Source organism: Rhizobium binae, from assembly GCF_017357225.1.
Classification (GTDB): Bacteria; Pseudomonadota; Alphaproteobacteria; order Rhizobiales; family Rhizobiaceae; genus Rhizobium; species Rhizobium binae.
Genome location: NZ_CP071604.1, coordinates 3,956,675 through 3,974,748 on the forward strand (window position 1 = coordinate 3,956,675; position 18,074 = coordinate 3,974,748).

At 61.4% G+C, this 18,074-nt stretch carries 14 protein-coding genes; 5 read left to right on the forward strand and 9 right to left on the reverse strand.

Annotated features, from left to right (window positions below):
* Positions 1-202: 202 nt before the first annotated feature.
* The 4 genes from J2J99_RS19325 to J2J99_RS19340 all read right to left on the reverse strand — a co-directional run bounded on the left by J2J99_RS19325 (position 203) and on the right by J2J99_RS19340 (position 5,202).
* Positions 203-1,255 carry a sugar phosphate isomerase/epimerase family protein gene (locus J2J99_RS19325; protein WP_168298275.1) on the reverse strand — a complete coding sequence of 351 codons (1,053 nt, stop codon included), beginning with the start codon at positions 1,253-1,255 and terminating at the stop codon, positions 203-205.
* Between the two features lie 244 nt (positions 1,256-1,499).
* Entirely contained in the window at positions 1,500-2,447 is a 948-nt protein-coding gene (locus J2J99_RS19330) for a substrate-binding domain-containing protein (protein ID WP_168298277.1), read from the reverse strand.
* Between the two features lie 86 nt (positions 2,448-2,533).
* Positions 2,534-3,538, reverse strand: coding sequence for an ABC transporter permease (locus tag J2J99_RS19335; RefSeq protein ID WP_168298279.1), 1,005 nt, complete (start codon positions 3,536-3,538; stop codon positions 2,534-2,536).
* Between the two features lie 137 nt (positions 3,539-3,675).
* On the reverse strand, positions 3,676-5,202 hold the full coding sequence (locus J2J99_RS19340) for a sugar ABC transporter ATP-binding protein (RefSeq protein ID WP_168298314.1): 1,527 nt from the start codon (positions 5,200-5,202) through the stop codon (positions 3,676-3,678).
* A gap of 272 nt (positions 5,203-5,474) precedes the next feature.
* On the opposite strand from J2J99_RS19340, the gene J2J99_RS19345 reads away from it, so the two are divergent.
* Entirely contained in the window at positions 5,475-6,506 is a 1,032-nt protein-coding gene (locus J2J99_RS19345) for a LacI family DNA-binding transcriptional regulator (RefSeq protein WP_168298280.1), read from the forward strand.
* Between the two features lie 63 nt (positions 6,507-6,569).
* On the opposite strand, the gene xylA is transcribed toward J2J99_RS19345, so the two are convergent.
* The 5 genes from xylA to J2J99_RS19370 form a co-directional block, all read right to left on the reverse strand.
* Positions 6,570-7,880: a xylose isomerase gene (gene xylA, locus J2J99_RS19350; RefSeq protein WP_168298282.1), complete on the reverse strand. Its 1,311-nt coding sequence runs from the start codon at positions 7,878-7,880 to the stop codon at positions 6,570-6,572.
* Between the two features lie 178 nt (positions 7,881-8,058).
* On the reverse strand, positions 8,059-9,513 hold the full coding sequence (gene xylB / locus J2J99_RS19355; RefSeq protein ID WP_168298284.1) for a xylulokinase: 1,455 nt from the start codon (positions 9,511-9,513) through the stop codon (positions 8,059-8,061).
* A gap of 18 nt (positions 9,514-9,531) precedes the next feature.
* Positions 9,532-10,557, reverse strand: coding sequence for a LacI family DNA-binding transcriptional regulator (locus J2J99_RS19360; protein ID WP_168298286.1), 1,026 nt, complete (start codon positions 10,555-10,557; stop codon positions 9,532-9,534).
* A 208-nt stretch (positions 10,558-10,765) separates the two neighbouring features.
* The gene (locus J2J99_RS19365) at positions 10,766-12,364 is read right to left on the reverse strand and encodes a DHA2 family efflux MFS transporter permease subunit (RefSeq protein WP_168298288.1); all 1,599 of its coding nucleotides are present in this window, start codon (positions 12,362-12,364) and stop codon (positions 10,766-10,768) included.
* A gap of 27 nt (positions 12,365-12,391) precedes the next feature.
* Complete coding sequence (locus tag J2J99_RS19370) at positions 12,392-13,606, reverse strand: HlyD family secretion protein (RefSeq protein WP_168298290.1); 1,215 nt, start codon at positions 13,604-13,606, stop codon at positions 12,392-12,394.
* A 151-nt stretch (positions 13,607-13,757) separates the two neighbouring features.
* Here J2J99_RS19370 and J2J99_RS19375 point away from each other — a divergent pair, with 151 nt between their 5' ends.
* The 4 genes from J2J99_RS19375 to gltX all read left to right on the forward strand — a co-directional run bounded on the left by J2J99_RS19375 (position 13,758) and on the right by gltX (position 18,059).
* Complete coding sequence (locus tag J2J99_RS19375) at positions 13,758-14,438, forward strand: TetR/AcrR family transcriptional regulator (RefSeq protein WP_168298292.1); 681 nt, start codon at positions 13,758-13,760, stop codon at positions 14,436-14,438.
* A 105-nt stretch (positions 14,439-14,543) separates the two neighbouring features.
* Positions 14,544-15,383, forward strand: a complete 840-nt coding sequence (locus J2J99_RS19380; RefSeq protein WP_207600935.1) for an AraC family transcriptional regulator — start codon at positions 14,544-14,546, stop codon at positions 15,381-15,383.
* Positions 15,384-15,599: 216 nt separating this feature from the next.
* Positions 15,600-16,349: a TerC family protein gene (locus J2J99_RS19385; protein WP_168301240.1), complete on the forward strand. Its 750-nt coding sequence runs from the start codon at positions 15,600-15,602 to the stop codon at positions 16,347-16,349.
* Between the two features lie 243 nt (positions 16,350-16,592).
* Positions 16,593-18,059, forward strand: coding sequence for a glutamate--tRNA ligase (gene gltX, locus J2J99_RS19390; RefSeq protein WP_168301241.1), 1,467 nt, complete (start codon positions 16,593-16,595; stop codon positions 18,057-18,059).
* The last annotated feature ends 15 nt before the right edge of the window (positions 18,060-18,074 follow it).

The window sequence follows — 18,074 nt, forward strand, 5'->3', positions numbered from 1 at the left end:
CCCTCGGGGGTCGAAGGACTGGTCGAGACCTGTCGTTTGACGGTCGGTGGCCCAGAGGGTCGGATGTGGGGGCGGATGAGAGGGCTTCACGACCAACATCGCCTTTCGCTTGCCGCTCAAGGCATTCGTCGCAATCGCTCCTTATCCCCTCATCTGCCCTGACGGGCATCTTCTCCCCGCTGGGGAGAAGGGAAATGAAAAATCAAAGCCCCAACATCCGCCGGTTCGCGGCCTGGTCGGTGCCGCTGCCGGCGAAGTCGTCGAAGGCTTTTTCAGTGACGCGGATAATATGGGCGGCGACGAACTCGGCCCCTTCGCGGGCGCCGTCCTCAGGATGCTTCAGCGCGCACTCCCATTCGACGACGGCCCAGCCGTCGAAATTATTGGCCGTCATCTTCGAGAAGACCGCACCGAAATCGACCTGGCCGTCGCCGAGCGAGCGGAAGCGGCCGGCGCGCTCCACCCAACCCTGATAGCCGCCATAGACGCCCTGGCGCCCGGTCGGATTGAACTCCGCATCCTTGACGTGGAACATCTTGATGCGGTCCTTATAGATGTCGATATTGTCGAGATAATCGAGGCACTGCAGGACATAGTGCGAGGGATCATAGAGCATGTTGGCGCGCGGATGGTTCTTCACCCGCTCCAGGAACATCTCGAAAGTGATGCCGTCATGCAGGTCTTCGCCGGGATGGATCTCGTAGCAGACGTCGATGCCGTTTTCCTCGGCATGATTGAGGATCGGCGTCCAGCGGCGGGCAAGCTCGTCGAAGGCGGTCTCGACCAGACCGGCAGGACGCTGCGGCCAGGGATAGATAAACGGCCAGGCAAGCGCGCCGGAAAAGGTCGCATGCGCCTTGAGACCAAGGTTTTTCGATGCCGTCAGCGCCATCTTGACCTGCTCGACCGCCCATTCCTGGCGGGCCTTGGGATTGCCGCGCACTTCAGGAGCAGCAAATCCGTCGAAGGCTTCGTCATAGGCCGGGTGGACGGCGACGAGCTGGCCCTGCAGATGGGTGGAGAGTTCGGTGATCTCGATGCCGTTTTCGCGGGCCTTGCCGGCGAATTCGTCGCAGTAATCCTTGGAGGTCGCGGCCTTCTTCAAATCGATCAGCTGGCTCGCCCAGCTCGGCACCTGGACGCCTTTGTAGCCGATATCGGCTGCCCACTTGGTGATGGCATCCCATGAGTTGAAAGGCGCGGCATCACCTGCGAACTGGCCAAGGAATAGGCCGGGGCCCTTGATCGTCTTCATGTCAGATTCCTCCCTGAATATCGACCGTAAACGTTTCTGGAAACTTTGTAGCACGCAAATCGGCGAGTGCAAGGCGCCTCTTCGCTTGCTCTGTGAGCTGGCGTGAGCCCGGATGCGATTTGGCTGCGACCTAATCATGATGGGCTTTGACCGGCAAGAGGTACGTGCAGCATATTCGGCTGCATGCCGATGGAAGAATGAAAAGCGCCCATTCTTTCGAATGGGCGCATAGCTCCGATCGCGATCAGAACGGCGAATCGGGGAAGTAATAGTTCTTTGCATTCTCCTTGGTGACGAGCGTCGCATCGAGGATGTAGTTGCCATGAACCGGGACCTGGTCGTAGAGCGCGGCCGCCGTCAGTTCCATCGCCGTGCCGACCATTGCCGGCGGATAGAGAACATCGACCGGAATCAGTTTGTCGCCATCCATCACCTTCTTGACCATGTCCTTGGAGCCGGCGCCGGCAACGACATACTGGATGTCGGTGCGCTTGGCCTGCTCGATCGCCTGCAGAACGCCGACGGCCATATCGTCGTCCTGACACCATACGACGTCGATCTTGGGGTACTTGGTCAGATAGTCCTGCATGACCTTGAAGGCGTCATCGCGGTTCCAGTTGCCGTACTGGCGGTCAAGAACCTTGACCTTGGAGCCGGCAATACCCTTGTCGAAACCGTCCTGACGCTGCTGGTCGATCGGGATCGGCAGGCCGCGGATGACGACGACTTCAGCCTCCGGCGTCTTTTCAGCAATATATTTGCCGGCGACTTCGCCGAGCGCCGGATTGTTGCCGGCGACATAGAGGTCGCGAACGGAGTTGTCGTTGTTCGACGGCGCACGGTCGACAAGCGCGACGAACTTGCCCTTGTCCTTGACCTCCTTGATGGCGTTGACGAGCGGATCCGGATCCGACGGCAGGATGACGAGCGCGTCGATGCCCTGCGTATCGAGGTCCTGCACGGCATTGGCCTGCGTCGCAGCATCCGGCGAGGTTTTGACGATGACGTTCAGGCCCGGATGTTCGGCCATCAGTTTCTTGGCAATACGCTCGGCATGGAACACGACGCCAGAGGTCCAGCCGTGATCGGCGGCCGGAATGGACACACCGATGGTGTAGTTCTTGTCCTGGGCGTAGGCTGCGCCGGCAAAAGCCACCCCCGCAACGGCCAGACCCAACATGAGCTTGCGCATGCTTATTTCCTCCCAAAAATATCAGGGACTTGTCCAATCCGAGCCGGGTGCCCTGTGAAGCCCGACCGATCCGAGAACCGTCTGCCTTATGATTTGCGCACCAGCGACCGCTGCACCAGCATGGCGATGATGATGATCGCCCCCTGGATCGCGCCGATCAGATACTCGCTGATGAAGTTCGAAAGCAGCATGATGTTGCCGACGAGTTCGAGAATGAAGGCGCCGCAAATGGTGCCCCAGACACGGCCGGCGCCACCCTTGAGTGCCGTGCCGCCGACGACGACGGCAGTAATCGCCTGCAACTCCCACAGGATGCCGGTGGTTGCCGAGGTGGAACCGAGACGCGGCACATAGAGCAGCACGGCGATCGCCACGCAGAGGCCCTGGATGACGAAGGCAATGGTGCGCACGCGATTGACCGCGATGCCGGAATAGCGCGCCACGTCGCTGTTCGAGCCGACAGCCACGACATGGCGGCCGTAACGCGTGCGGTAGAGGATAAAGGCCGCGATCGCGGTCACGACGAGGATCACCACGATCGGAACCGGAAGACCGAGGATATTGCCGAAATAGGCCGGCCGGTAGAGCGTCTGGATGTCGCTCGAGCGCAACGTGATCGCGCCACCTTGCGACAGCCAGGTGGTCAGGCCGCGAAAAATGCCCATGGTGCCGAGCGTCGCGATGAAAGGTTCGATTTTGCCGACGGTGGTGATGAGACCATTGGCGAGACCGCAGAGAGCCCCCGCAATCACCGTGAAGACCACAGCCGCTGTCAGCATCAGCACCGGATCGGCAATGACGCCCGAATTGATCAGCAGTATCATCAGGCTGGCGACAAAGGCCACCATCGAGCCAACGGAAAGGTCGAGGTCTCCGGCCGAGATCACGAAGGTCGCGCCGACAGCGATAATGGCGATGAAAGCGCAGCGTGTTGCGACGTTGGCAAGATTGGTGATGCCGATGAAATTCGGATTGACCAGTGCGCCGACAATGAGAAGCAAGGCCAAAGCGGCAAAGGGTGCAACTGCGCGCAGATCGACGTCACGCCAGGACCTGCGCCGGATTTCCCTGGTCTCCTCGTTCACACTCATGTCCAAAACCAACCTCCCGTCCCAGACTGCCTGGGCATGTTATCTGTTGTCCGCGTCGGCAAAGTCCCGCCCGCTCAGGTCCTTGTTTTACGCATGTCATGGTCCCGAGACCGCGGCACGCTGTTGGGCCCCATGCATCAGGCCGCCGCCTTCTTTTTGAGCCCGGCGGCGTAGCGCATGATCTCCTGCTCGGAAATCTCGTCGCCCTCGAGCACGCCGACGATATGTCCCTCGCGCATCACCACGACCCGCGTGCACAGGCCGATGACCTCGGGCATCTCCGAGGAAACCACGATGATCGACCGGCCGTCGCGGGCCAGTGCCGAGATGAAATGATAGATCTGCTGCTTGGTGCCGACGTCGATGCCGCGCGTCGGCTCGTCGATGATGATGATGTCCGGCTCGGTCTCCATGACCTTCGCCAAGAGCAGCTTCTGCTGGTTCCCGCCAGACATGCGGCCGGCAATGATATTGCCGTCGCGAACCCTGATGTCGAAGCGACGCTTGGCCTTCGCCAGCGCGGCCGCTTCACTGCCGGGGCTGAGATAACCGTGGCGAGAATGCCTTCCGAGCGATTGCAGCGTCAGATTGGTCATCATGCCGGAGCGCAGCAGCAAGCCCTTCGACTTGCGGTCCTTGGTCATGTAGGCAAGCCCGCAGCGATTGGCCGCATGCACATCGCCGGAGGGAATGTTTTGGCCCTTGATGACCACTTCACCCTCGAGGCGGCTTCGCAGGCCGGCGATCGCCTCCATCAATTCGGTGCGGCCGGAGCCGATCATCCCGGAGAAGCCGATAATCTCGCCCTTGCGCACCTCAAAGCTCGCATCCCTGACATAACCAGTCGACACCGAGGAAACGCTCAAGACGACCTCCTCGTCGACATCGGGCTCGACTTTGGCGGGATAGAGGCTGGAAAGTTCCCGGCCAACCATCAACTGCGCGATCGATTCCCCGTCGAGAATTGATGTCGGCGACGTCTTGATCCATTGGCCGTCGCGCAGCACCGTCACCCGATCGGTCAGCTCCATCACCTCGTCGAGCTTATGGGAAACGAAGACGAAGCTGGTGCCCTGGTCGCGCAGCTTGCGGACCTGCTTGAAGAGCATATTGGTCTCTTCCCGCGACAGGACGGCCGTCGGCTCGTCCATGAAAACGACGCGCGCATCGCGGCTGATTGCCTTGGCGATCTCGACCATCTGCTTGTCAGCGATGGAAAGCGTGCTGATCAACGCATTCTCGTCGACATGCGAACCGAGCACGTCGAGCACCTTGCGCGTCTGGGCGCGCATGTATTTGCGATCGAGCACACCGAAACGCGTCACCTCACGCCCGAGAAAAAGGCTCTCCGTCACGGTCAGGTGGTCGGCGAGATTGAATTCCTGGTGAATGATGACGATGCCGAGTGCTTCCGCCGCGCCATTGGGCGGCAGCACGACAGGCTTGCCGTCAAGCAGGATTTCGCCGGAACTCGGCTGTTCGAAGCCCGACAACACCTTGACGAGCGTAGACTTGCCGGCGCCGTTTTCACCCATCAGCGCATGGATTTCACCGGCACGGAGATCGAAATTGACGCTGAAGAGGACCTGCACGCCGCTGAAGGATTTGCATATACGCCTTGCGGACAGCACCACAGGCGCGGTGTCGGCGATCTCCACGGTCATCATGCCTCCCCCAGAAGCGCCTTGCATCCGGCAGCACAGACCGGCAACGCTCCATCACCTTGAACTAGCGCAGATTTTGCTTCTGAAAACCGGTCCCGCTTTTCGGGCACATGCGCTTGCGGCTCCCGTCCGCTTCGGACTTTATGTAAACCTTTACATCCGTCATGTAAAGGTTTACATCGTGGATTTAAGCAGATCCGTCGAAGCCTGCCTTTGACCTCTCGACAAGTCTGTGTAGTGTCGCGGCGAAGACAGCCCCAAGGCAGAGCCCAGTGTCGAATTCCACGCCCGCAACAATCGAAGACGTCGCCCGGATCGCCGAAGTCTCCATCGCAACGGTTTCGCGGGCGATCCACACGCCGGAGAAGGTTGCCAACTCCACGCGGCTCAAAGTCAACCAGGCGATCGCCGTCACCGGCTACACCACCAACGCCATGGCCCGCAGCCTGAGGCTCGGCCGCTCCAACATGATTCTCGTGGTGGCGCCAGACATCGGCGACCCCAATTTCTCCAATATTCTCGTCGGCCTGGAGAACGAGGCGCGCGCCCACGGCTATGGCGTCCTGATCGGCCACACGCAGAACGATGCCCAGCGCGGCCTGGAATATTTGAAATTCTTCAACTCCAACCAGGCGGCCGGGCTGATCCTTTTCACCGGCATCCTGCCTTTCGGTCATCAGACGATGACCGCGCGTCTGCCGCCGAGCGTCGGCGTTTTCGAGCCGGTCTTCAACGGCGGCATTCCCTATGTCGGCGTCGACGATACCGAGGGCGCGCGAAAGGCGGTGGATCTGCTGCTGGCCGAAGGCCATCGCAAGATCGCCTTCATCGGCGATTCGCGCACCCGGCTTGCCTATGTTAGACGCCGCATGGGTTACGATGCCGGCCTCGATGCCGCCGGCGTCCCGCCGGATCTCAGGATCGTGCTCGAAGGCGACGGCACGATCGAAAGCGGCCGGCATGCGGTTGAACAGCTTTTCATGCGCGACACGCTTCCGACCGCCTTCATGTGCGTGAACGATCAGACGGCGATCGGCGTCATGGTGGGGCTCGGGGCGCGCGGCTACGACATTCCAAGGGATTTCTCGGTGACCGGCTTCGACGACGTGCCGCAGGCGGTCTTCATCTCCCCGTCGCTGACAACGATCCGCCAGCCGCGAACGGCGATCGGCAAACAGGCGATGGCGCTGCTGTTGGAGCTCTTGTCCGATGGCCGTCCGGCCGAGACGGAAATCCTGCTGCGGCCGGACCTGGTGGTCCGCAACTCCGTCTCCGCACCGTCGCGCCAATGGTTGAAGCGCTGAAGACGCGATAACAGCCGGCTACAAAGAGCTGCGCCGGCGACCGCTGGCCGCCGGCGCGCTTTATCAGACGTAACGGTTGACGACGTTCTCGAGCAGTTCCTGCTTGCCGGACTTCGGCTGCGGGTTCACGTCTTTGGCCTCGACCCAGTTGGTGATTTCCTCCAGCGAATATTCGCCGCGGAACAGTTTCTGCGCCTCGGCCGATTCCCAGCCGGCGTAACGATCGGCAAGCGGCTGCGACAGAGCCTTGTCCTCGATCATCCTGGCCGCCGCCTTCAGACCGCGGGCGCAGCAATCCATGCCGCCGATATGGCCGATCAGCAGGTCTGCCGGATCGAGCGACTGACGGCGCAGCTTGGCGTCGAAGTTGGTGCCGCCGGTCTTGAAGCCGCCGCCTGCCAGAACGTGGTAATAGGCAAGCGCCATTTCCGGAACATTGTTGGGGAACTGGTCGGTGTCCCAACCGGACTGGTAGTCGTTGCGATTCATGTCGATCGAGCCGAAGATGCCGAGCGCATTGGCAAGCGCCAGTTCGTGCTCGAAGGAGTGGCCGGCCAGGATTGCATGGCCCTGTTCGATGTTGACCTTCACCTCGTTTTCAAGGCCGTGCTTCTTGAGGAAGCCGTAAACGGTCGCGACATCGTAATCATACTGGTGCTTGGTCGGCTCCTGCGGCTTCGGCTCGATCAGAATCGTGCCCTTGAAGCCGATCTTGTGTTTGTATTCGACGACGAGGTTGAGGAAGCGGCCGAGCTGGTCCAACTCGCGCTTGAGATCGGTATTGAGCAGCGTCTCGTAACCTTCACGGCCGCCCCAGAGCACATAGTTCTCGCCGCCGAGCTTCTGCGTGGCGTCGATGCAGGTCTTCACCGTGGCGGCGGCGAAAGCGAAGACGTCGGGATCCGGGTTGGTCGCCGCACCCGACATGTAGCGGCGGTTGGAGAAGAGATTGGCCGTGCCCCAGAGCAGCTTGGTGCCTGTCGCCGCCTGCTTCTCGGCGAAGTAGTCGACGATCTCGTTGAGGTTTTTGGTGTTCTCGGCAAAGTTCTTGCCCTCGGGACGTACGTCGGCGTCATGGAAGCAGTAATAGGGCGCGCCGAGCAGCGAGAAGAATTCGAAAGCGACGTCGGCCTTGAGCTTGGCAGCCTTCATCGTATCTTCGAACCAGGGACGCAGGAAGGTCTCGCCACCGAAGGGATCGCCGCCCGGCCAAGTGAAGGTGTGCCAATAGGCCACCGCAAAACGCAGATGGTCTTCCATGCGCTTGCCGAGAACGATCTCGTCCGGCTGGTAATGGCGGAAGGCCAGCGGATTGGTGCTGTCGGGGCCTTCATATTTGATTTTCTGGATATCGCCGAAAAATCCGGTGCTCATGTCAGGTCTCCTTGGGTTCTCGTAGTTCAGTTTGATCGTTCGTGCCGTTCAGCCCCCACATCCGACCCTCCGGGCCACCTTCTCCGCCAGGGGAGACGATTTGAGGCGCCGCTGCGAGTCTCTTCTCCGCTGCGGGGAGAAGGTGCCGGCAGGCGGATGAGGGCCACAGGCTCCAGTTTCAATGCGCCAGCGATTTGATCGCCGGATAGAGTGCGCGGTAACGCGTATAGGCATCCTCATAAGCGCCGCTCAGCGCCGACACCGGTTCGATCGTGCCTGATGTCACCGGCGGCGTGCACACCGCAATCGGATCGGCACCTGTCGCGGCGATCAGGCCGAGGCGGGCGGCACCGAAGGCCGCGCCGAAATCGCCGTCGGCGGGAAGGTCGACCGGAACACCGAGGGCAGTGGCGATCGCCGCCAGCCAGTAATGCGAGCGCGAACCGCCGCCGATTGCCGTGACGCGAGATATGCCCGTACCGGCCGACCGCAGCGCCTCGAGATTGTCGCGAATGGCGAAGGCGACACCTTCGAGCACGGCCTGGGTCAGCACGGCGCGGCTGCTTTCATGTTCCAGCCCGATGAAGGCGCCGCGGACGACCGCATCGTTGTGCGGCGTGCGTTCGCCGGAAAGATAAGGCAGGAAGGTCACGCCGGTCGGCGCCTTCAGGTTCTCGCCGAGTTCGCCTGTGAGATCGCCGGCCGATTTGCCGGTCACGCCGGAATGCCAGTTGAGCGCATCGGTGGCCGACAGGATGACGCCCATCTGATGCCAAGTATTCGGCAGCGCGTGACAGAAGGCATGCACGGCGCTTTCCGGCTTCGGCAGATAGGAACCGTTGGCGGCAAAAAGCACGCCCGAGGTGCCGAGCGAGACGAAGGCAGCGCCATCGCTGACGGTTCCCATGCCGCAGGCCGAGGCCGCATTGTCGCCCGCGCCGCCGGCAACGACGACATCCCCTGATATGCCCCATTGTGCCGCCAGTTCGCAGCGTAGTCTGCCGGCCTGTGCCGTGCCTTCGACAAGCGCCGGCATCTGCTCTTCCGAAAGATCGGTAGCGGCGAGCAATTCGGACGACCAGGCGCGCTTGCCGGTGTCGAGCCAGGAAGTGCCGGCCGAATCGGACATTTCGGAAATATATTCGCCGGTCAGCCAAAGACGCAGATAGTCCTTCGGCAGCAGCACCTTGGCGATCTTGGAGAAAACGTCCGGCTCATGCTTCCTGACCCAGGCGATTTTCGGTGCCGTAAAGCCGGGGAAGACGATATTGCCGGTCAGCGCGCGGAAACGCGGATCGGCGTCGAGCGCGGCGGCCTCGACATAGCTGCGCGTATCGTTCCAGAGGATGCACGGGCGCAGCACCTTGTCGGCGGCATCGATCAGCGTCGCGCCGTGCATCTGTCCGGAAAGGCCGATACCGCTCACCGCGGCAAGCTCTTTCGGATGTTTCGCCTTGAGACCGGCGACGGCCTCTTGCGCGGCGCGCACCCAATGGGCCGGATCCTGTTCCGACCAGCCGGAATGTGGACGCGATACGTCGAGCGAACCGTTGGCCGAGCCGACGATCGTCTGATCGCCGTCGATCAGCATCGCCTTGACGCCGGAGGTTCCGAGATCGAGACCGAGATACATGGGGTTGCTCCTTTGCCTTTACGGCAGATTGTCCTTCAGGAATATGTCGAGACGGATGCGCTCCTGCGCGTCGATGACCGGGAGCCCGTCCGCCTTGGCTTTCAGCACGCGGATCGCGCTGCGCACTTCATGGCCGGCGTCCTGATTGAGGATCGCATCGATCGTATTGTCGGTGAGCGCCGCCCGCGTATGGGTGGTCAGTTCATGGGCGATGACAGTGAGCGTCCGGTCGACGGCCTTCTCCTTCAGAGCCCGGATGAGGCCGCGATTGCCGGCGCCGAGGCTGTAGACACCGACAATGCCGGCATTTCGGGCAAGCGCGTCGGCCACGAGCATATGGGCGATCTCCGGATCGTCACGGCCTTCGAGAACCGGGAGGATCGCCAGATCGGGAAATTCCTCGGCCATGACGGCGGTGAAGCCCTCCAGCCGCTCGCGATGGTCGCGCACCAGCATGGATCCGGCGAGCACGGCGATCTCGCCGTTTCGCGCGCCTAGAAAGCGGCCGAGCAGACGCGCCGCCGTGCGGCCGGCGGCGATATTGTCGACGCCGGCATAGTGGTGGCGCAGCGAGCCGGTGAGGTCGGACACAAGGGTGACGATGGGAAAGCCCGCATGTATCAGCCTGTCAACGGTGGCGCGCACCTCAGGCGCATCGGTGGCGACCATGGCAACGCCGCAAGGCTTTCCTTGAGAGAGTTCTTCGAGCACAACGACGAGAGCGGCCGGATCGAAGGCCGGCACCTCAATGGTGCGAATATCGGTGCGCTCGGCAGCCGAACGGAGGATCGCTTGCCGGATTTCGCCGTTGAGCCCGTGCATGAAGGAATTGTCGCTGGCCGGCAGGATGAAGACCAGCGGATAGGTGCGGCCCTTGGCAAGATTGGCCGCAGCCACGTCTCTGATATAACCGAGCTCGCGGATCGCGGTCTCGACCTTTTCCCGCGTGACATGGCGCACACCCGGACGCCGGTTGAGAACCCGATCGACGGTTGCAAGACTGACCCCGGCAGCGGCAGCGATATCGTGAACTGTTGGCCTCATCATTCCTCCCGACGAGACCATTAACGCCAATTTTGATGTACGTAAATCAAAAAATAAAGCGGGCCGACTCGCGCGTCGCTTTTCCCACATTGCCGCCGGCCGCGGGCCGGTAGGCAGGACGATTATTGGCTGATCGCATAGAGGCCGGAAAACTGCAAACAAAAAGGCCCTCCGGAGAGGACCTTTTCATGGGACGGCAGGCCGGAGGTCAGTGGCCGCCACCGCCTCCCCCGCCTTGCGGCGCGGGTTTCTGGATCATCGCGACCCCAAGGATCATTGCGACGAAAAGCGCGGTCAGGATCAGGAAGACATCGCTGAAGGAAAGGATGACCGCCTGCTTGGTGGCAAGGCCGACCATCTGTTTGATCGCTACCGAACTGCCGTCCATGCCATAGCTGTTGAAATTGGCGGCCATGTTGTTCATCTGGTCGATCGCCGCCGGATTGCCCCAGTCCATATTTTCCCGCAGCCGCTCATAGTGTACGTCCTGCCGGTTAGTCAGCACGGTGTTGATGACGGCAAGGCCGACGGCGCCGCCGAGGTTTCTGGTCAGGTTGAACAGGCCGGACGCGCCGCGGATGCGCGAGGGCGGCATGGTGCCGAGCGCGATATTGTTGATCGGCACCATGCACATCATCAGCCCGAAGCCGCGCAGGATTTGCGGGATGAAGAGCTCGTAAAAGTCCCAATCCGCCGTCAGATGGATCATGATATATGTGCCGGCGGCAAAACTGATGAAGCCGATTACCATCATCAGGCGCAGATCCATCTTGGTCGACAGCCGCCCGGCGATCGGCGCGGTGAAGAACATCGCCAGCCCGGAGACGAACATCGTCTCGCCGATCATCAGCGAATCATAACCGCGGATGCGGCCGAGATAGACCGGGTAGATATAGGTGAGGCCATAAAGGCCGATGCCCATGACGAAGGAGAAGACCGAGCCGAAGGAGAAATTCCGGTTGGCAAAGGCCTTGAGGTCGACGACGGGAAAATCCACCGTGAAAGCGCGGTAGAAGAAGACGACGGCGGCAACGCCCGAGGCGACGGCGGCGATCGCGATGGAACTGTCGTTGAACCAGTCGTTCGAATTGCCCTCTTCGAGCACATATTCCAGCGTGCCGAGGAAGACGCCCATCGAGATCAGCCCCCACCAGTCGAACTTCTTGAAGAGCGACAGTTCCGGCTTGTCGAAATCGATGAAGTTCCAGGTGACCAGCGTGACGATGATGCCGGGAACGATATTGACGAGGAACAGCCAGTGCCAGGAGAAGGCGTGGCTGAGATAGCCGCCGACCGTCGGGCCGATGGTCGGCGCCAGCGTCGCGATCAGGCCGATGATCGGCGAGACGATGCTGCGCTTCGACGGCGGGAAGATGGTGAAGGCGGCGGCAAACACCGACGGGATCATGCCGCCGCCGATGAACCCCTGGATGGCGCGGTAGACGATCATCTGGTCGATATTCGTCGCCGTCGCAGCCAGCGCGCTCGCCATGGTGAAACCCGCGGCCGAGATCGCGAAGAGATAACGCGTCGAAATGATGCGCGCCAGCGTGCCCGATAGCGGGATCATGATCACTTCGGCGATCAGATAGGCGGTCTGCACCCAGCCGATCTCGTCCGAGCCGGCCGAAAGGCCGGCCTGGATTTCGGCAAGCGAGGCCGAGACGATCTGGATGTCGAGGATCGACATGAACATGCCGAGCACCATCGCGAAGAAGGCGATGAGCTTTTTCGGATCCATGCGCTCGTCGGCATGGGTAGGTGCTGCCGGAATCGTCCCCGCTGTTGCTGTCGCGCTTCCGGCCATCAGACCACCTCCGCCTTGTCTAAAGGCCTACTTGCTCGGCGCCGTGCGGGTATCGACGTCGACGACGACGCTGAGGCCCGCGCGCAGACGACCGCTGTCGAGCGCATCCTGCGGCAGCGCGATGCGCACCGGCACGCGCTGGATCACCTTGGTGAAGTTGCCGGTCGCATTTTCCGGCGGCAGCAGGGAGAAGACTGAGCCGGACGCCGGCGAGATCGATTCGACGGTGCCGACGATGGGATGGTCGCTATAGGCGTCGACATGGATGTTGACCTTCGAGCCGGCAACGAGATGCTGGATCTGCGTTTCCTTGAAGTTGGCGTCGATATAGAGCTCATGCACCGGAACGAGCGCCATCAGCCGCTGGCCGGGCGAGACGAGATCGCCTTCCTGGACCGAACGATTACCGACGATGCCGTCATAAGGCGCCTTGAGCACGGTGAAGGAGAGATCGCGGGCGGCCTTGTCGCGCGAGATTTCCAGCGCCCGGACCGAGCCTTCGGCTTCCTTGCGCTGGGCCTGAAGAATCGTGATATTGGCCTGCGCAGCGGTGATGTTGGCGCTGCCGCCGGCAAGATTGGCCTTGGCCTGGTCGAGGGCGATATTGGCATTGTCGAGATCGGCTGCGGTGCCGACCGACTTCGCCTGAAGGTCGCTCTGGCGCTTCTGGGTGATCTCGGCGCCGCGAACGGCCGCTTCGAGTGCCACCTTCTGCGCCTGCGCCTGTGCGAGGCTTGCATTGGCGCCTTCGATCTGCGCGTCGATGCGCTGCAGCGAAAGTTTTTCGGTGGCGATCTGGGCCTGCGCCTGATCGAGGGCGTTCTGATAATCGCCACTATCAAGCGTGGCAAGCACGTCGCCCGCTTTGACTTCCTGGTTGGCGACCACATTCACCTTCGCGACGTAGCCAGTGACCTTTGGCGAAATCGTTGCAATATCGCCCTCGATATAGGCGTCATCCGTCGACACCATGAAGCGGCCGTTCGTCCACCATTCGTAACCATACCAGCCGCCGCCCGCCAGAAGAGCAAGCACGACGATCGGCAGCACCGGGCTGCGGCGCTTTTTGGCGGCCGCGGGTGCGGCGACCGAAGCCGGCGCCGACTGCGCAGGGGCAGACGGTTTTTCCAAGGCTTCCGCCGTCGGAGCCTCAACAACGGTCACGCCTTGGGCCTTGACCTCTTCGGACTCGGCCTTTTCGCTGACGATACGCGCGACGTTGCTTTTCTGATTGCTCGACATGGCCACTTTACCGATCTTGGAGTGAATAATCGAACTGAACGGTTCGGTTCAGTTGACTTAAACCTGTTTTGCCGCCATATCAAGATGTATAGAACCAATCGGTTCGATTTCTTTAAAGAAAATACGAAACCGTGAACACGGTTAAGGAAAAATGACCCTGAAACCCGACCATGCCGCCGTCTTTCACCCTCCCGTTGGCGGAGGCCGGTTTGCTGCAGGCGAAGATCCGGCAAAGCGCCAGCAGATCCTCGCCGGCGCCAAACGTGTCTTCATGAAGATGGGTTTCGACGCCGCCAGCATGAATGACGTGACACGTGAGGCCGGCGTCTCCAAGGGAACGCTCTACGTTTATTTCACCAACAAGGAAGAACTGTTTTCGGCAATGATCGAAGCCGAGCGCGCCGCTTTCGTGGATGCGGTGCGCACTGCGCTTGCCGAGCATGACGATCCCGAAGCCGGCCTGTACGAATTCGGGATAAGCTTCGTCACCCACATGACCGACGAAAAAGTCATCAAGGCAATGCGCACCGTTCTTGGCGTTCGCGACCGCATGCCGGTGCTCTGTCAGCGCTTCTTCAAGGGGCCGGTGAACCTGCGTACGATCATGCGCGATTTCCTCGAACGGCACGTCGCCGAAGGCACGCTTAAGATCGACGACATCGATCTGGCCGCCGGCCAGTTCCTCGATCTCGCCAGCGGCAGTTTCTTCAAGCTCCGCCTGTTCGGAAGCATGGAAGAGCCGCCGTCCCGCGAGGAAATCGACCGCGTCATCTGCGGCGCGATCCGGGTGTTCATGGCCGCCTACGGCGCCCGCCGGCACGAAGCCGGCTGACGCCATTCTTGACTGCCGCCCTGCATCGGCCGAAATTCCGCAACGACGATCAAACCCGGCTGCCGGTAGTTCTTTAAGAGACAGGTCGCAGCCAGGGAGTAAGGGATGAGCGCCATCGCACGGGCGATCTGGTTCATCGAGAGCCATTTCGACAGCGATCTATCGCTGGAACAGATATCGGAGGCAGCCGGATTGTCGCGCTGTCATCTGTCGCGCGTCTTCGGGCTCGTTACCGGCCATTCGATCAGCGGCTATATCAGAGGGCGTCGCCTCAGCCGTGCGGTGCCCGCGCTCGTCGGCGCTTCAACCACCATTCTCGAGGTTGCGCTTTGCGCGGGCTACAGCTCGCACGAGGCTTTCACCCGTGCCTTCCGCGACCAGTTCGGCCTGACCCCGGATGCGGTGCGCCGGCAGGGGCACGCCCGTAACCTTGTCTTGCTGGAGCCGATCAGAATGGACCCCGCCCACCCCAACGACCTCGAACCGCCCCGCTTCGAAACCCTGCAGCCGATGCTCCTCGCCGGTCTGCAGGAGATCTATCCGTATGGCGGCAATGCCGCCATCCCGTCTCTCTGGCAGAAGTTCAATGCCCATTTCGGCCATATCACCGGCCAGAAGGCGAATGTCGCCTACGGCGTCTGTACCCATATCGACGGCGAGGCGGAAAAATTCCGCTATATGGCCGCGGTCGAAGTCTCCGACGCCGGCGATCTGCCGGCCGATTTTGGGACGCTCAAGCTTCCGGGCCAGCGTTATGTTATCTTCACCCATCGCGGTCATGTCTCCGGTATTCCCGCGACTATGCACCGGATTTTCGGCACATGGTGGCCGATCTCCGGCCTCGAACACGGCGACACACCCGATATGTTCGAGCGCTATGACGAACGCTTCGACCCCTATACCGGCATGGGCGTCACCGAAATCTGGTTGCCGATCAGAGCATGATGCCGAAAAGTGTGAGCGGCTTTCGGACGACATCATGCTCTCACTCTTTAATTCGGAACAGGATTCAAATTTCAGGCCGACCCGGCGTTAAATCATCCTGTTTCGGGGAATAGAAGTCACATCGATTCCGTATACCCCCTTGCGGCGCTTGCGTAGCAGGCCGCCGACATTACATTGCGCGCCATTCGTTTATGTGACGCAAAGGGGTATATGCTGATGCAGGACATCATGACGCTCATTCAGGATCCGGCCGCCTGGGTGGCGCTCATCACGCTGGTGGTGATGGAAGTCGTTCTCGGGATCGACAACCTGATCTTCATTTCCATTTTGACCAACAAACTGCCGCCCGAACACCGGGAAAAGGCCCGCAAGATCGGCATCGGCCTTGCGCTGATCATGCGTCTTGCCTTGCTCGGCACGGTCGCCTGGATCGTCCAGTTGACCGAACCGCTGTTCGAAGCCTTCGGACACGGCTTCTCCTGGAAGGATCTGATCCTCATCGCCGGCGGCCTGTTTCTCGTCTGGAAGGCCACCAAGGAAATTCACCACAGCGTCGATCCGGTCGACCATCAGGAGGATTTCATCGCGACATCGGCCACAACAGGCTTTGCATCGGCGATCGGCCAGATCCTGCTGCTCGACCTCGTCTTCTCCGTCGACAGCATCATCACCGCCGTCGGCATGACGCCGCATTTGCCGATCATGGTGATCGCCGTCATCGCCGCCGTCACCGTCATGCTGGTCGCCGCCACCCCGCTTGCCAACTTCATCGAGCGGAACCCGACGATCGTCATGCTGGCGCTCGCCTTCCTGCTGATGATCGGCACGACGCTGATCGCCGAAGGCATGGGTTTCCACGTGCCGAAGGGTTACGTCTATGCCGCCATGGCCTTCTCGGCGCTGGTCGAGGTGCTGAACATTTTCGCGCGCAATGCCCGCAAGCGCAAACGCGAAGGCGCTCTCTGAGACAGAAGCAAGGGGCGCGTCGCAAACCGGCGCGCCCTGCCCCGGCGTCGACGGGCCCTTGCCGGCGCGGTTTTTCTTGACGCGCCGGATTGAATATGGCCTAAGGCCAGCCGAACGGACGATCGGCGGATGGTGCGGGCGCATGCCCTTTTTCCGGCCGATTTGCCGAAGATATCTGCATCCTTCCGGCCGAACGTCGCTTTCCCGCGAAAACCGTCCGGCATTCATTGACGGGCACACACAATGACAGTTTCCGGCACAGCTACCGGCGTTCGCGTCCGCATCGCTCCCTCGCCGACGGGCGAGCCGCATGTCGGCACCGCTTATATCGCTCTCTTCAACTATCTCTTCGCCAAGAAGCATGGCGGCGAATTCATCCTGCGCATCGAAGATACCGATGCGGCGCGCTCGACCCCTGAATTCGAGACGAAGGTGCTGGACGCGCTGAAATGGTGCGGGCTGGAATGGAAGGAAGGCCCCGATATCGGCGGCCCCTACGGCCCCTACCGCCAGTCCGACCGCAAGCCGATGTACCAGCCCTATGCACAGGAACTGCTGGACAAGGGCCATGCCTTCCGCTGTTTCTGCACGCCCGAGCGACTGGAGCAGATGCGCGAGGCGCAGCGCGCCGCCGGCAAGCCGCCGAAATATGATGGCCGTTGCCTGGGCCTTACCGCTGAGGAGGTCACTTCGCGCATGGCCGCCGGCGAAACGACCGTCATCCGCATGAAGATCCCGGCCGAAGGCTCGTGCGACTTCACGGACGGCGTCTACGGCGATGTGTCGATCCCGTGGGATTCCGTCGACATGCAGGTGCTGATCAAGGCCGACGGCATGCCGACCTATCACATGGCGAATGTCATCGACGACCATCTGATGAAGATTACCCATGTGGCGCGCGGCGAGGAATGGCTGGCGTCGGTGCCGAAGCACATCCTGCTTTATCGCTATTTCGGCTGGGACCAGCCGGTCTTCATGCATCTGTCGCTGATGCGTAATGCCGACAAGTCGAAGCTGTCGAAGCGCAAGAACCCGACCTCGATCTCCTATTATTCCGCGCTCGGCTATATCCCCGAAGCGCTGATGAACTTCCTCGGCCTGTTCTTCATTCAGATCGCCGAAGGCGAAGAGCTGTTGACGATAGACGAACTCTCCGAGAAGTTCGACCCCGAGAACCTCTCCAAGGCCGGCGCAATCTTCGATATCCAGAAGCTCGACTGGCTGAACGGCCGCTGGATCCGCGAGAAGCTCTCCGAAGAGGAATTCCAGGCGCGCGTGCTGACCTGGGCGATGGAAAACGACCGACTGAAGGCGGGTCTGCGCCTATCGCAGACCCGCATTTCCAAGCTCGGCGAGCTGCCCGATCTCGCCGGCTTCCTGCTGAAGTCCGATCTCGGCCTGCAGCCGTCCGACTTCGCCAAGATCAAGTCGCCGCCGGAAGAAGTTCTGGAGATCCTCAACACCGTTCAGCCGGATCTCGAAAAGATCCTGGAATGGAACGTCGAGACGATCGAGGCGGAACTGCGCGCGATCTCCGACCGCATGGGCAAGAAGCTGAAGGTCGTGGTCTCGCCGCTCTTCGTCGCCGTCTCCGGCTCATCGCGCTCGCTGCCGCTCTTCGATTCCATGGCGATCCTCGGCCGCTCGGTCGTGCGCCAGCGCCTGAAGCTCGCCGCGCAGGCGGTCGCCGCCCTGGTCGGCTCGAAGTAAGAACAGTCAGAGGAT